We start from the raw sequence: 14,406 nt of genomic DNA, 5'->3' as shown, positions 1-14,406 counted from the left end.
GCATGCAGCATTCGGTTAATTTAATGGGTTTGCATGTACATAAATCGAGGCTTATACACTCAGCCTATAAAAGTCATAGCTTTCATATCTTTGTCATTGTCGGCTTCTTATGGTACAACTAGGAGTAGACTGAGAATCATAATCAAAGGATGGCAATAGAAGAGACTTACGCGCCGCACAAGGCTGGTGACAAGGGGTTCTTCTCAAGTCCTGAATAAAAGGAGAGTCAATCAGACATGGCAGACGTGAAAAAGATTGCAGTTATCGCCGGTGACGGAATTGGACCGGAGGTTGTTGGCGAAGCGATTAAAGTAATGAAGAAAACAGAGGAGCTGTTCGGCTTCCAATTCGAGTTTGAGCATGGCTTGTTCGGCGGGATCGCGATCGACGAGAAAGGGACTCCGCTTCCGCAAGAAACACTCGACATTTGTAAGAATGCCGATGCTGTTCTGCTTGGAGCAGTGGGCGGACCGAAATGGGATAACAATCCGAAGGAGCTTCGCCCGGAAACCGGCTTGCTCGGCATTCGTAAAGCGCTTGGCTTGTTCTCGAACATTCGCCCGGCTAACGTATTTGACTGCTTGATGGAAGCTTCTACATTGAAGCCGGAAGTGCTTGAAGGCACAGACCTGATCGTTGTGCGCGAGCTGACAGGCGGCATCTACTTCGGTGAGAAATTCCGCCGCGAAGGCGCGCACGGTGAAGAAGCAGTAGATACTTGCGTTTACAACGTTCAAGAAGTTGAGCGTATTGCTCGCCAGGGCTTCGAAATTGCCCAAACTCGCCGTAAGAAGCTGGCGTCTGTCGATAAAGCAAACGTACTGGAAACTTCCCGTCTGTGGCGCGAAGTAGTAAACCGGATCGCTCCTGAGTACCCGGATGTTGAGCTTGAACACGTACTGGTCGACAACTGCGCCATGCAATTGCTTCGCCGCCCTTCGAGCTTCGACGTTATCGTAACGGAGAATATGTTTGGCGATATCATCAGTGACGAGGCAGCTATGCTGACAGGCTCCATCGGTATGCTTTCCTCCGCTTCGCTTGGCGAAGGCAGCTTCGGCTTGTACGAGCCGGTACACGGCTCCGCGCCTGACATTGCCGGTCAAGGCATCTCGAACCCGATCGCAACAATCCTTTCGGTTGCGCTGATGTACCGTTTGACGTTCGGTTACGCGGAAGCAGCACAATGCATCGAAGATGCGGTTAAATCCGTGCTGGACGCTGGCCACCGTACAGGTGACATCGCTGTCGATAAGAGCAAAGCAATCGGCACCGTTGAAATGGGCGATCTGATTATCGCAGCATTGAAGAAGTAAATTAGAATAATTATAAAAAAGTAATAATTTCAATATTGACTTTGTTATAAAGTGTTGGTATTATTCTAAACGTAGTCAACAATGAGTTCTATTGCAGCACACGATAGCGCTGCTAGCGCAAAATTATGAAGCGTATGCTTCGGAAGCGATTTTTGGTACAAGCCTCATTCATTTCCGAACGCATCGCACAATCTTAGGAGGTAACAACAATGGCAGAACGTTTGGTAGGTCGTCTTGCTCCGGATTTCTCGATGGAGACAGCAACAGGTAATGGTCAAGATTTCAGCACAGCAGCACTTTCCGATTACAAAGGCAAATGGCTGGTCCTTTTCTTCTATCCTCTAGATTTCACATTTGTATGCCCAACTGAAATTACAGCACTTTCCGAAGCTGCTGGTCAATTCGGCAAAGTCGGCGCAGAAATCCTTGGCGTATCCGTGGACAGCAAACACTCCCACCGCGCTTGGATCAACACACCGATTAACGACAACGGTCTTGGCCAACTGAACTTCCCGCTTGCCGCTGACATCACGAAGAACGTTGCTCGTGACTACGGCGTCTTGATCGAAGAAGAAGGAATCGCGCTTCGCGGTTTGTTCATCATCAATCCAGAAGGCGAAATCCAATACCAAGTTGTTAACCACAACAACGTTGGCCGCAGCGTTGAAGAAACTTTCCGCGTATTGCAAGCTCTGCAATCCGGCGGTCTGTGCCCAATCAACTGGAAACCAGGCGATTCTCACCTGGTTGCGAAATAAGAATCGACATCTTGTATACGATCAACCCGGGTCCTCTAAGAGGCCCCGGGTTTTTCTATACTCTGGAAACGCAGGAAAGCAGGAATTTTGCCAGAGAGGCGCGAATAAGTTATACAAAGTTTCAGATGTTTTGATGAAGGGTAATGGAGGCTAAGGAGGAGACTGACATGAGCTTTTGCTGTGGAGCAAGCATGATCGGCACGAATGGCACGCTGAAGCATTTTCGCACGCATATTCATAATGTTCCTATTCTTTTCTGTCCAGTATGTCATCGCGTTGAAATTCATCACATGATTGAGAATGAATATGAGATTCTTGCTGAGTATGCACACGGCGACGGCGCATCGGAAGTCGACTTTATTGAATATGTAGAGCAAGAAGAGAAAGAACTGTTCGAGAACTGCGTAAACAATGAGAACGAAGATCCTATGGATGTCGTGACGAACCAAATCGATATGGCACTTGATCTCTTAAGCTTTGCGAAGCAAATCGCAGATGAGGCTTGGGAAGCGGAATTGAAAAAGCGGCTCGGCGTGTTAAACCAGCGGCGTAATAAGCTACTGCAGCGACGAACCTCTGAAGGATATTGTTAATTACGAAACGCCTCCTGACGAAGGAGGCTTTTTCTTTTATATACCAATGTGTTCGACCCCCTCAAGCTAAAGGGACATCACGAAAAATGTAAATGTGAGGTGGAGCGGTTGTTACTTGTTCTGTTCAAACGGATTTTTGGCGGTAAGCCTGATACGTCCGCTGTCACCCTAGATACCAAAATCACTCCGGAAGAAATGGTGGAGATGATTCGCAGCGGCGAAGCTTCGCGCAATGATTTTATCGCGTCGTATAAGCCGTATATCGCGAAGGTGACAAGTCGATTCTGCAAAAGATATATTGATCCTACTCGTTCGGATGAGTTCAGCATAGCGCTGGCTGCTTTCGACGAAGCGGTAGAACAATTCTCAAGTCAGGCAGGAAAATCGTTTCTCGGCTTTGCCGAAACGGTCATTCGGCGTAGGCTTATTGACTATGTGCGAAAAGAACAAAGGCATTCCGGCACTGTTCCGTACAGCGCCTTTGATCAGGATGACGACGAAGAAATGACCGTCAATCCGATCGAGATGAAGGAAGCCCTGCAGCGGTACTCCGTTTCGCAGGATGTGGAGGCTAGGCGGCTTGAGATCGGTGAGTATGACAGCCGGCTGAAGCAGTTTGGGATCTCGTTTAGCGAACTGCCGGATTTATCGCCGAAGCATTCCGATTCAAGGATTCTGCTTATCTCGATCAGCAAGCTGCTCGCTAATGCTCCGGAGCTCTACGAGATTATGGAGACGAAGCAGAAGCTGCCCATTAAAGAGTTATGCGAGATGGCAGGCGTATCCCGTAAAACGATCGAGCGAAATCGTAAATACATAATAGCCATAGCACTACTACATAATGGCGATTATCCTTACCTGCAGGAATATATACAGCCCCAAGAACCACCACAGCAGGAACAACCCCAGGTGAAAGGAGTGAGAGCATGAGTCGTGGAATTGTGATGGAAACAGGCCCGAGGTACGTAATCCTTCTAATGCCGGATGGCCAATTCCGCAAAGTACCGACAGGCCGAAAGCCTCAGGTTGGCGAAGAGTTTAGTTTCGCCGAGCAGCGAAGATTCGCCCAGCCACGAAAATTGTACAGCTTTAGTGCAGGCGCGGCAGCGATTCTGCTTCTCCTCTTTGTTCCGTTTCTGCTAAACCACATGAATCAGGGACCGCAGGTTGTCGCGTATCTGACCATGGATGTGAATCCAAGTATCGAGCTTGGCATCACAGAGGATGAGCATGTTGAAGAGCTGCGTGCGATCAACGATGACGGCGTAGATGTAACGGAAGGTTTGGCATATAAAGGCCTGACGCTCGAGCAAGTCACGGAAGCCATTATGGATCGCATTAGTGCCGGCCCTTATCTGAATAGCGGCGAAGGCGACGTCATTATTACAAGTGTGATGGTGGCGAATCCGAAAGTGTCAGAATACGAGAATACGGTAACGACGCATATGGATGCTGCAGTGCGCAAATCGCTTTCGAAGACGGATAAAGGACGCAAGTTGAAAGTTGAAGTGACGACACTTTCAGCGCCTCAAGAGATTCGGGAAGAAGCGAAGCAGGAGGGTCTGTCTGCAGGCAAGCTCGCATTCTACCTCATGGCGAAGCAGCAGGGCCATAAGGTGACGATTGAAGAACTCAAAACGCAATCGATTCACAAAACGGCGAAGCCGTGGGGCGGCGTGAAGGCCGTTATCAATGAAGATAACAAGCAGGCGGCCTCTACAGCGAAGAGCGGTCAAGAACAAGGGGATACGGTCAAAAAACCGGAACAACCGACAACGGTTCCATCGAAGCAAGCTTGGGAGCAGCAGAAGGAACAGCAGAGAGAGAAGTTAAGAGCGCTGCTGAAGAAAGAGCAAGAGAAGCGGGAGAGCAGAGAGGAACACCGCGGCACGCATTCGGGCTCCGATAACAAATCGGGCTCGAATGATAAGAAGGATCCTGCGACCAGCGGCTCCGGCAAAGGCTTTAATGCCGGCAACAAGAAGGACGACAACAAATGGAACAATAAAGGAAGCGGTAAGGGCAACACCAAGGGTGATAACAAGGGAAATAATAAAGGCAATTTCAAAGTCAACAACAATAAGGAAAACAATAAGGTCATCAGCAACGGCTGGAATCGCTGGGATCATTCCTCTGGTGGAGGCATCTCGATCGGGGTGCCTGCTCAGAAACCGCCTCAGAAGGGGAATGTCATTTCCAAGGATGACAAGCCCGGCGACAACAGTCGTGATGACAACGGAAAAATTGAAAATAAACCAAACGTTGACGATCGCAAGAACGATGATCGCAGCAACGACCATAAAGGCGGCCAGGGCGAAGTGGAAAACACTTCCAGCGGTCGTCATAATGGCGTTTCTAAGGATGATAACAAACAGAACGATCGCAATAGCAGCGGCTCGGGTAAGAACAACAGTAAAGATAATAGTAAGGATAGTAATAAAGACACGGGGAAGAAAAACGATAGCAGCAGCGGCAAATCGAGCGACCCGGGTAAAAAGAACGATAGTAGAAACGATAAAAATAATGATCGCAATCAAGGGAAAGACAGCAGCAGCGGCAAAGGGAACGGCGAGGGGAAGAACTGACGCGGTCAAGGGAAACACAATTAGCATAGGTTACCGAAGGCGCAGACATCGGCTGCGCCTTTCGTACTACGTTTATTCGGTAGGATTCGACAGTATCTCCTGTTGACAGAAAATGGACGTAATTACTATGATTATTGTAAGCGATCTCGGGCTCGGAACCTGCATAAAGAAAGCAATTTTTTGATGTGCGGAGGCGAGAAATAACGTGGAAATGCTCCATATTCGAGAAAAGGCTGATGCGATTAAGGCACGACAAAGAGGAAGAGACATCGCGAAGGCGATCGGCTTCAGTCTTGTTGATCAGACGTTAATTGCGTATACGATTTCCGAGCTGGCACTTCAGCTCATTTCTTTCTCGGAGAAGGGACATATGACCATTCGGCAAATCAGTCCTTCCAAAGGGGAAGCTGCCAGCGGCATTGAGGTCAGACTATTCGATCATTTTCGCGGGTCCAGTCGAATCCATCTTCAGTCCGTAGAGAAACTGGCGGACGATATTGAGCAGTCTCATGATCAGTTGCGAGGAACCATGATTACAATCCGTAAATGGATTCATTCTCCATTGCGCATGGATTCGCCGAACTGTGCAGCAGGAGAGGAGTAAATCAATGCAAGCCATTCGAAAGCGATATTTCCCAGCGCTAGCTGAATATATTCGAAGCGGCAGCGAGGCATCGCTTTTTGAAGCGACTGAAATCGGAAAGCTGCTTCATGGCATCCATCCGGAAGATATCATCGCGATTCATGAAGAATCGATGCAGATGCTCGTGGCCAACGTTGACTCCGAGGAAGCGCTCAAACTGTACAGCCGATCGTTTATTTTTCTGATCGAGCTTATGGTTGCTTTCCGCTTCCGTCTCCAACCGGAACAAACGCCGGAGCAGCGTTTCAGCGAGATGCGGGACATGCTGCTCAGCTCGCACCGTTCTTTCCGCATGGTGAAGAATAAATATGAGAATGTACTGCAGCATATGGACAGCGGCATTGCGATTTTGGATAGCGATGGGATTGTTTCTTTTATCAATGTACAAATGGCCAAGCTGCTCGATATCCCTCGGAAGACGCTAATTGGCTGCAATTTAACGGATATTTTATGGCATAACCAGCTTAGCAGGAGCAAGAAGCGCATTATTCTCAGGCTCTATAAAGAAATGTTTCTGCGAAGAAGCCGCTACCTGGAGTTTCAAGACGTGAATGGTCGTTTCCTGCTCGTAACCGTGACGTATGGGGACCAGCTGGACGGCGACTATTTATTCAGTGTTAAAGATGTCACCGAATATAAGCAGATTGAACAATCGGCTTATCAGAACGATAAACTGGCGATGCTGGGGAAGATCGCAGCTGCCATCGCACATGAAATTCGCAACCCCCTTACTTCCATCCGTGGTTTTATCCAACTCTTAAAGCCTCACCTCACCCAGTTAGGGAAAGAAGAATATTCCCGTATCATCTTGACTGAAATTGATCGCGCAAACGATATTATTTATGAATTTCTGAACTCTTCGAAGCCATCTGCCCCGATGAAGCAGAAGGTGCTTATTAATTCATTGCTGAAGGAAGTCATTCTCCTCTCCGACAGCGAGGCGCTCATGAAGGGCTGCCAAATTCATCTGGAAACCTACGACGAAGAGCTCTCCGCTTCGATTGATGTGAAACAGGTCAAGCAGGTTATTTTGAACATCGTTCGCAACGCGATGGACGCAATAGACGAATTGGGCGGCGAGCGGAGCGGTCGCATTGACATTATTACAAGGCGAGACGGCAAAGACGCCGAAATTACGATCCGCGATAATGGCAAAGGTATGGATGTCGTGACCAAATCGAAGCTGTTCGACCCCTTCTTCACGACGAAAGCGGCGGGTACGGGATTGGGCCTTTCGGTCAGCTACCGCATCGTCCGTAACCACGGCGGGAAGATCCGTGTTTCGAGCAGCAGCGGTGAAGGTACGGAGTTCAATATCTATTTGCCATTGGCGGAATAAAGGATTAGAATCGGGGTATAACCCGTGTTAATTGCAGAAGTTGTCTTGCAGAGGCTGATCATGCTTGTACATCAGAGCTGCATGACAAGGACGAACCAGGAAATCGGGGAAACCCGGTTTTTTTGTGTTGATTAGCATTGTGCAGCCTATGAGTGACAAGACAGGAGTTGTTTACACACGATGAATATCACATTTACATATGAGGCAAAGAACGTACGCAGTGCAGCAGATGCTGCCGATGTAATCATATCCTTCATCAGTAAAGAAGAATTAAAGCAGCCCGGTGGGGCGGTGGCGGGCATCCATCCACAGCTGGATGAAGCGCTGCGGAAGCATGTGGAGAAGGAGCTCTTCAAGGGCGATCTCCGCGAAACGCTTGTGCTGCCTACGCTAGGGCTGCGGCCGGAGTCCCATGTGATCTTCGTCGGCATTTCTTCGCAGGACCATCTTACGGTTGATGGATTGCGGGATGCAGCGGCGACAGCGGCTAAAGCGGCCAAACGGTTAAAGGCAGTGAGCGTACAACAGCTGCTGCCTCAAGCGCTGGCCATTGGAACAGCCGTGTTCACGGTGTGCCAGGCTGCGCAGGCGATGACAGAAGGCTATATTCTCGGCTTATTTACACGTAAGACCGCGAAGAAGATCGACAACCGCAGGCAGTCGCTCGTGAATAAAGTTGCGTTCACTTTAACACAGACCTTACCGGAGCCGCTCGCAGCAGCAGCGTCGGAGCAATGGGAGAACGGTACCCGCCGCGGTGTTGTATTCGCAGAATCCGTTGTGTTTGCTAGGGATTTGATCAACTTGCCGGGCAACACGCTGACGCCGGAAGTGTTGGCAAACGAAGCGAAGACGCTGGCACAGGCATACAGCCTTGATGTTGAAGTCATGGATGAACAGACTTGTGAGAAACTCGGCATGGGCGGACTTATTGGCGTTGGCAAAGGCAGTATTCACCCGCCGCGTATGATTGTCATTCAGTATGAAGGCGCTCCGGGTGACGAGGACAAATGGGGCATCATCGGTAAAGGCATCACCTTCGATACAGGCGGGATTTCCTTGAAGAAGGGTCTTGGCATGGAGGAGATGATTTCCGATATGGGCGGCGCTGCTGCCGTACTTGGACTTGTGCGTGTCCTTGGCGAGCTGCGTCCTAAGCTTAACGCGGTCATCGTCATTCCGACTGCGGAGAATATGCCGTCTGATCGAGCGATGAAACCGGGCGACGTTCTGACCATGATGAACGGTACGACAGTTGAAATCGTAAATACGGATGCGGAGGGCCGGCTCGTTCTGGCCGACGGACTAACGACAGCCATTCGCCGCGGAGCAACGAAGCTGATTGACGTCGCGACCTTAACCGGAGCGGTTATGGTGGCGCTTGGCGATATTGCTACGGGCGTCGTCACGAATGATGAGACGCTGCAGCAGCAGGTTATTCTCGCATCCAAGCGAGCGGGGGAACGGATCTGGCCGATGCCTGCATTCCCTGAATTCCGCAAGCAGCTGGACAGCGATGCCGCGGATATGAAGAATGGGGGCGGACGATACGGCGGAGCGAGCATTGGCGGATTGTTCATCGGTGCCTTCGCGGAGGAGAAGCCGTGGGTGCATTTGGATATCGGCGGCACGGCATGGCTGGAGCGGGATCGGTCATGGGAAGTTAAAGGCGGAACAGGCGTTATGGTGCGCACACTTGGCGAACTGCTCGTTTAACATTTTATAGATAGCGCGGCCATTCATAGGGGAAACATCACGAGGGAGATAACCGCATGAATTTCTGGAACCACTTAATGTCTGTTTTTCGCCGAAAGCAATTGTCCGATCAGCGCAGAGGGTTGTTGACGTCCATCATGGAAGGCATACCGGCTGTTATCATCGCGAATTTGCTTGGAGGTCCTATCTTAACCATTTACGTTGTCTATTTGGGCGGCTCGGCATCGGATGTCGGGCTGGTCCTGGCTATTCCTGCGCTTGCCAATCTCGTGCAGCTGGTGGCGGCTTTCTACATGCAGCGGATAAACAATCGCAAGCTGCTCCTCACGATATTCGGTGTGGTCCATCGACTGTTCTGGGTCGCGACGGGCCTTATTCCGTTCTTCGTCTCTGAAGAGCTGCAGGTGGCTGTCTTTATCGGATTATTTCTAATCTCCTTTATTTGCGCTTCAACAAGTTCAGTCTTCTGGACCTCGATCGTTGCGGATATGGTGCCGGCGCAGGTGCGCGGACGCTATTTCGGCATTCGGAACACCATTCACTGGGCGGTTGGCAGTATCACGCTGCTGGTTGGCGGCCAGATTCTGGAGCAGATGAATGCGGAGACCGGCTTTGCCGTTCTCTATATTGTTAGTGCATTATGTGCAGTCTGGAATGGAATCGAGCTGTGGCGCTACCCTAATCCACCGTTCGAGAAATCGGCAGCATCGAGCTCGGCAGCACTCTTCCTCAAACCTCTTAAAGATAAAGGCTATATGAAAGCGACGATATTCATTGCGGTATTTATTTTGCTGCAAAATGCGGCTATCCCTTTATTCTCTTATGTCATGCTAGAAACGCTGCACATCAGCAAGTGGGGCATCACCGTTCTCACGACGGTTCAGATGCTGACGACGATGTTCAGCTACTATTACTGGGGCAATTTGAATACCAGATTTGATTCGCGGACGCTGCTGCTGTGGGCGCTGCCGATCGTTGCGGGCTCTTGCGTTCTCTGGGTTGGGATTGAGTTTCTGCCCGTTCTCCTTGTCTTGACCATCGTGAATATCGCGCTTGGCGCGGGGCTAGGCGGCTACAACTTGCTTGTCTTTAACTTTATTATCGGCGATACGCCAAAGTCTGATCGACCGATGTATGTTGCCGTGTTCTCGGCGCTTACCGGCGTGACAGGGTTTGTCGGCCCGCTCTTCGGGGGCTGGCTATATAAGCAAATCGAGGACAGCCCGTATTGGCTGCAAAGCTATGGCATCTCGCTTCTTACGGGCGTTGCCCTGCTATTGCTTGCGCTCATTGTAGGTCCGATTGTGCTTCGAGCGGAGCGCAGCGAGCAGCAGACGCTGACGGAGTGAGGGCAGCCCAAATCCGAGCTGCGCAGCGAATTCGCTATGCAAGATTCTCTTTAACGGCCTTCCTAGCCAGGAAGGTTATTTTTTTGTGAGGGGGAACCCGAAAAATTCGAAGTGGTGCTCAGCGAAGTTGAGTTGCTATAATGATAGGCAGAGAGGGGCGTTACGTCATGGTATATAGCTTGGACGTGAGATTCAAACCATTATACGAAATCATGGGCAGCTTGCATGCCTATGTTTGCCGTAAATCGCATAAAAAGCTCGATTTAACTCCGTCCTGGGCCAAACAGGTCCGCCAAATGATCACGCCTGAATTAGCGGATTTACTGGATCGTGTTCAGATCGACGGCGACTGGAAACTGACGTATTTACTCGTACATCTATGCCCGGGAGAAAATGTCGTCGATTTCGTCGAGTGGCTCAAAGGGATGACGGCGGGAGAGCTTTATGAATTAATGTCCGCTTACGGTAACCAGTTCCCGGATCAGATGGGGGAATTTCGCGATCATACCGTTAAACTGTTCGAGCAGTGGAATGATCAATATTTTCGACATGTCGATCCCTTTATTCTGGAAGGGCTTCAAGAGCAAGCGCGCTCACGCAAGGAAGCGCTTCAGTCGGCGGATCCGATTGCCTTCGTCGATGAGACGACGAACGGGCTGTCGTTCGCACCGGTCAACGGACTGGAACATTTGATTCTTATGCCGCAGTATCATTTTCAGCCGATCAACGTTATTTTCAGCTTTGGCAAAGTTACCATTTGCCATTACGCAGCCCGAATTTATGCGGAGGACGAAGAATTTCTGGCGCCGCATGAGTATCGCATGATCCGTAGCGTAGCAGAGAAGAGCCGGTTGAAGATTTTGAGATATCTCAATCAAGGGCCGCGCTCGTTCATCGAAATCGTGCGCCATATGGAATTATCCAAGGGGATCACCCATGATCATATTGCAAAGCTTCGATATGCCGGCATGCTTTCGGCGCACTTCGAAGGGGAGACGCTTACTACTTATAGCTTAAGAACGAGCGCCTTGGAGCAGGTGCATAGCAAAATCTTGGGGTATATCGAGCAGGGCTGAGGATAGAGGATCAGCTTTTATAAATTAACCGCTTCCACACACGTGAATTCACGGTGGGGAAGCGGTTTTTTCGTTTGCTGCAGCATATCCGAACGTGGGGGTTTTTCGAATCAATTCTTTATATATTCTTTAGATAAAGAATTATTTTCGAGTTCTCTATTTACAGAACCGAATTTCGATCCTATAATAAGGACGAAGAAAGTCGAGTAATTCTATCGGAATTAAAGAGGCGCCAAAAGCTGCCTAATCTAGGAGGGTATCATGAAGAGAAAAATTGCAACCTTATCGACAGCCATACTTGCGAGCGCCATCTTGTTATCTGCTTGCGGCAATAATAATACCACGGGGGCTGCCAACCAGACGGAAGTGAACCAGCCTGCAACGAACAATGCAGCGAACACAACCGCTCCGGCAGAGGATGCTTCCGGCCTCTTCACAGCGTCAGACATGTCTAAACTTCCGGACATCGCCAAGCAGCGCACGGATACGATCATCGTCGGCTTAACCGATCCAAGCGGCGCATTCACTCCGTACTTCCAACAAAGCGGATATGACGGCAACGTCTCGTCGTTGCTTTATACGCCGCTAGTCAAAGTCGACGACAAAGGACTTCCGATTCCCGGCCTAGCCGAGAAATGGGAAGTATCCGCGGACAACTTGACTTATACGTACCATCTTCGCAAGGATTTGAAATTCAGTGACGGTTCGCCGCTTACGGCTGAAGACGTCGCCTTTACGTGGACGATCCTGTACGACAAGTCGTACGACGGCGACTCCATGGTCAACACGCTGCATGTCCAAGGCGGCGACGCCTATAAAGCAGGTACGGCGAACAGCATATCGGGGATCAAGGTCATCGACCCGCAGACGATATCCGTCGTGCTTGAGAAGCCGAACGCCAGTGCGTTGACCCTGCTCGGATCAGACGTGCTGTCCAAGGCGTATTACGGCAAGGACTACAAACAAGGTCAATTGGATTACATGAAGAAGTTAAGCGGCAGTCCGCTGGGCACCGGACCCTATAAGCTGGAGAAATTTATTCCGGGCCAGGAAGTCCGCATGATCGCGAACGAGAATTATTTCGATGGTAAACCGAAAACAGAGCATTTCATATACAAAACAGCACAGGGCGATACGTGGCAGTACCTGGAAACAGGCGAGGTCGATTATGCGTCGTTCACGGCTACAAAGGAAAATATCGATAAGCTGAAAGCGCTTGGCTTCGTCAATATTCTGCCCTATACGCCAAGCACGTATGGCTATCTTCAATTGAACCTGAAGCATCCGGCACTGCAGGATAAGCTGGTCCGTCAAGCGCTCACCTACGGCTTGGACCGTCAAAGTATTTATGTGGATGCTGCGCAGGGGGCAGGCCAAGTAGCGAACATTCCTTCTTCTCCGATCTCATGGTCATATACGGAGGAGGGCATCAATCCGTATAAGTTCGATCCGGAGAAAGCCAAGGAGCTCTTGGATCAAGCGGGCTGGAAAGCAGGCGCAGACGGCATTCGCGAGAAAGACGGCAAGAAGCTGACGATTCATTACCTGGGCTACAAAAAGCCGGAAACGGATGTCTTTATCGCTGTAGCCAAAGAAGATTTCGAAGCGCTGGGCATTAAATTCGAACCTGAAGTATTCGCGGATTTCAACGCGCTTGTATCTAAGGTGGAAGGCGGCGATTATGACATGGCTTCCTTCTCGACGTCGCTCTTGACCGATCCGTCGGATGGCTTGCTGCAATTCGTTGACGGCGAGATTGCAGGCTACGATGATGCAACCTTCAAGGAATTGTACGCGAAAGGTTTGGCAACTTCGAATATTGAAGAGCGCAAAGCCGTGTACAAGGATATTTACAAGCTGCTGAACGATCAGTTGCCAATTATCTTCACGAATTATAAGAAGAGCGTGTACGCCTATAACGGACGGATTCAGAATCTAAGCGTCAGCCCGTTCAACGGTCTTGCCCCAAGCTTGCCGAATTGGACGCTGAGCCAATAACGATACAAACGAATGCTATTCCCTGTTCGGGTTATCCCGGGCAGGGAATAGCAGGTTAAGGAGTCGATTATGAACACGTACATTACGAAGCGTATCCTATATATCATCGCCATATTGTTCGCTTCTTCCTTCTTGATATTTTGTCTGTACGCGTTGACGCCTGGGGATTTCATCACGGGAAATATCAAGCTGACGCCAGAGCGCAAAGCAGAGCTTCGGGAAATCTATGGGCTGAATAAGCCTGTGATCGAGCGGTATGCGATCTGGATGAAGAATGCGTTCCACGGCAATTTCGGTTATTCGTTGTCACAGCAGAAACCGGTTCTCACTTTGTTTAACCAATATATTTGGAATTCATTCCTGCTTGCGGCCGTTTCCACGTTTCTGACTTGGCTGATCGCGGTCGTCGTCGGCGTAATCGCCGCGTACAAGCAGTATTCATGGTTCGATACGTTCGTCATGGTGGCACTCTTCGCCGCGATGTCCATCCCTTCGTTCTTCATCGGTCTCTTCCTGATCAAGATTCTGGCCGTCGATTGGAAGTGGCTGCCTCCGGGCGGCATGATGACGACGGGCAGCAATGCAACGGGGCTGGCCTATGTCAAAGAAGTCGTACACCATATGATTCTTCCGGTCATGGTCATGACGCTGCTCGGAGTCGGTTCTCTGACGCGCTACTTCCGCAGTAATATGATTGACGTTATTAAACAGGATTATATCCGTACGGCCCGCGCGAAGGGGTTAAAAGAACGCAAGGTGTTGTTCACGCATGCGCTGCGCAACGCGCTGCTGCCCGCCATCACGCTGGTCGGCTTTGAGCTTCCCGCGCTGTTCGGGGGTTCGTTGATTATCGAGAAAATTTTCAACTGGCCGGGCATCGGGCAGCTTTATATGCAATCCTTCGGCTTGCGGGATTATCCGCTGCTCATGGGATTCACTTTGTTTATTGCTATTTTGACCGTCATCGGCACGTTGGTTTCGGACATTCTGTACCATGTCGCCGACCCGCGGGTCAGGCTGTAGGAGGTCCAAT

Annotated in this window: 12 protein-coding genes; all 12 read left to right on the top strand. The window is 50.1% G+C overall.

Annotated elements, in window-relative coordinates:
• Positions 1 to 236: 236 nt before the first annotated feature.
• On the top strand, positions 237 to 1,316 hold the full coding sequence (gene leuB / locus AC6ESO_RS15100; protein WP_494820104.1) for a 3-isopropylmalate dehydrogenase: 1,080 nt from the start codon (positions 237 to 239) through the stop codon (positions 1,314 to 1,316).
• Between the two features lie 209 nt (positions 1,317 to 1,525).
• Positions 1,526 to 2,074, top strand: a complete 549-nt coding sequence (locus AC6ESO_RS15095) for a peroxiredoxin (protein WP_497092056.1) — start codon at positions 1,526 to 1,528, stop codon at positions 2,072 to 2,074.
• Positions 2,075 to 2,241: 167 nt separating this feature from the next.
• Positions 2,242 to 2,667, top strand: coding sequence for a hypothetical protein (locus AC6ESO_RS15090; RefSeq protein ID WP_091212707.1), 426 nt, complete (start codon positions 2,242 to 2,244; stop codon positions 2,665 to 2,667).
• A 108-nt stretch (positions 2,668 to 2,775) separates the two neighbouring features.
• Positions 2,776 to 3,597 carry an RNA polymerase sigma factor SigI gene (gene sigI / locus AC6ESO_RS15085; protein ID WP_497092055.1) on the top strand — a complete coding sequence of 274 codons (822 nt, stop codon included), beginning with the start codon at positions 2,776 to 2,778 and terminating at the stop codon, positions 3,595 to 3,597.
• Positions 3,594 to 5,252 (top strand): anti-sigma factor domain-containing protein, encoded by a 1,659-nt coding sequence (locus AC6ESO_RS15080; RefSeq protein ID WP_497092054.1) that lies wholly within the window; start codon positions 3,594 to 3,596, stop codon positions 5,250 to 5,252. Before sigI ends, AC6ESO_RS15080 begins: the two co-directional genes overlap by 4 nt.
• Before the next feature lie 205 nt (positions 5,253 to 5,457).
• Complete coding sequence (locus tag AC6ESO_RS15075; protein WP_497092053.1) at positions 5,458 to 5,856, top strand: ATP-binding protein; 399 nt, start codon at positions 5,458 to 5,460, stop codon at positions 5,854 to 5,856.
• A 4-nt stretch (positions 5,857 to 5,860) separates the two neighbouring features.
• Positions 5,861 to 7,234 carry an ATP-binding protein gene (locus AC6ESO_RS15070; protein WP_497092052.1) on the top strand — a complete coding sequence of 458 codons (1,374 nt, stop codon included), beginning with the start codon at positions 5,861 to 5,863 and terminating at the stop codon, positions 7,232 to 7,234.
• 180 nt (positions 7,235 to 7,414) lie between these two features.
• Positions 7,415 to 8,950 carry a leucyl aminopeptidase gene (locus AC6ESO_RS15065; RefSeq protein ID WP_497092051.1) on the top strand — a complete coding sequence of 512 codons (1,536 nt, stop codon included), beginning with the start codon at positions 7,415 to 7,417 and terminating at the stop codon, positions 8,948 to 8,950.
• Between the two features lie 56 nt (positions 8,951 to 9,006).
• Positions 9,007 to 10,299, top strand: a complete 1,293-nt coding sequence (locus AC6ESO_RS15060; RefSeq protein ID WP_497092050.1) for an MFS transporter — start codon at positions 9,007 to 9,009, stop codon at positions 10,297 to 10,299.
• 167 nt (positions 10,300 to 10,466) lie between these two features.
• Positions 10,467 to 11,375, top strand: a complete 909-nt coding sequence (locus AC6ESO_RS15055; protein WP_497092049.1) for an ArsR/SmtB family transcription factor — start codon at positions 10,467 to 10,469, stop codon at positions 11,373 to 11,375.
• 261 nt (positions 11,376 to 11,636) lie between these two features.
• Complete coding sequence (locus AC6ESO_RS15050) at positions 11,637 to 13,373, top strand: ABC transporter substrate-binding protein (protein WP_497092048.1); 1,737 nt, start codon at positions 11,637 to 11,639, stop codon at positions 13,371 to 13,373.
• A 69-nt stretch (positions 13,374 to 13,442) separates the two neighbouring features.
• Positions 13,443 to 14,396: an ABC transporter permease gene (locus AC6ESO_RS15045; protein ID WP_497092047.1), complete on the top strand. Its 954-nt coding sequence runs from the start codon at positions 13,443 to 13,445 to the stop codon at positions 14,394 to 14,396.
• The last annotated feature ends 10 nt before the right edge of the window (positions 14,397 to 14,406 follow it).

It is taken from the genome of Paenibacillus rhizoryzae (assembly GCF_059686995.1).
Note: the sequence above shows the minus strand (reverse complement) of the source record. Positions and strands in the feature narration are given on the sequence as shown.

Excerpts from the sequence above, each read along its gene's own strand:
- leuB (WP_494820104.1), top strand. The coding sequence starts at position 237 with ATGGCAGACGTGAAAAAGATTGCAGTTATCGCCGGTGACGGAATTGGA.
- AC6ESO_RS15095 (WP_497092056.1), top strand. The coding sequence starts at position 1,526 with ATGGCAGAACGTTTGGTAGGTCGTCTTGCTCCGGATTTCTCGATGGAG.
- AC6ESO_RS15090 (WP_091212707.1), top strand. The coding sequence starts at position 2,242 with ATGAGCTTTTGCTGTGGAGCAAGCATGATCGGCACGAATGGCACGCTG.
- AC6ESO_RS15080 (WP_497092054.1), top strand. The coding sequence starts at position 3,594 with ATGAGTCGTGGAATTGTGATGGAAACAGGCCCGAGGTACGTAATCCTT.
- AC6ESO_RS15070 (WP_497092052.1), top strand. The coding sequence starts at position 5,861 with ATGCAAGCCATTCGAAAGCGATATTTCCCAGCGCTAGCTGAATATATT.
- AC6ESO_RS15065 (WP_497092051.1), top strand. The coding sequence starts at position 7,415 with ATGAATATCACATTTACATATGAGGCAAAGAACGTACGCAGTGCAGCA.
- AC6ESO_RS15060 (WP_497092050.1), top strand. The coding sequence starts at position 9,007 with ATGAATTTCTGGAACCACTTAATGTCTGTTTTTCGCCGAAAGCAATTG.
- AC6ESO_RS15055 (WP_497092049.1), top strand. The coding sequence starts at position 10,467 with ATGGTATATAGCTTGGACGTGAGATTCAAACCATTATACGAAATCATG.
- AC6ESO_RS15050 (WP_497092048.1), top strand. The coding sequence starts at position 11,637 with ATGAAGAGAAAAATTGCAACCTTATCGACAGCCATACTTGCGAGCGCC.
- AC6ESO_RS15045 (WP_497092047.1), top strand. The coding sequence starts at position 13,443 with ATGAACACGTACATTACGAAGCGTATCCTATATATCATCGCCATATTG.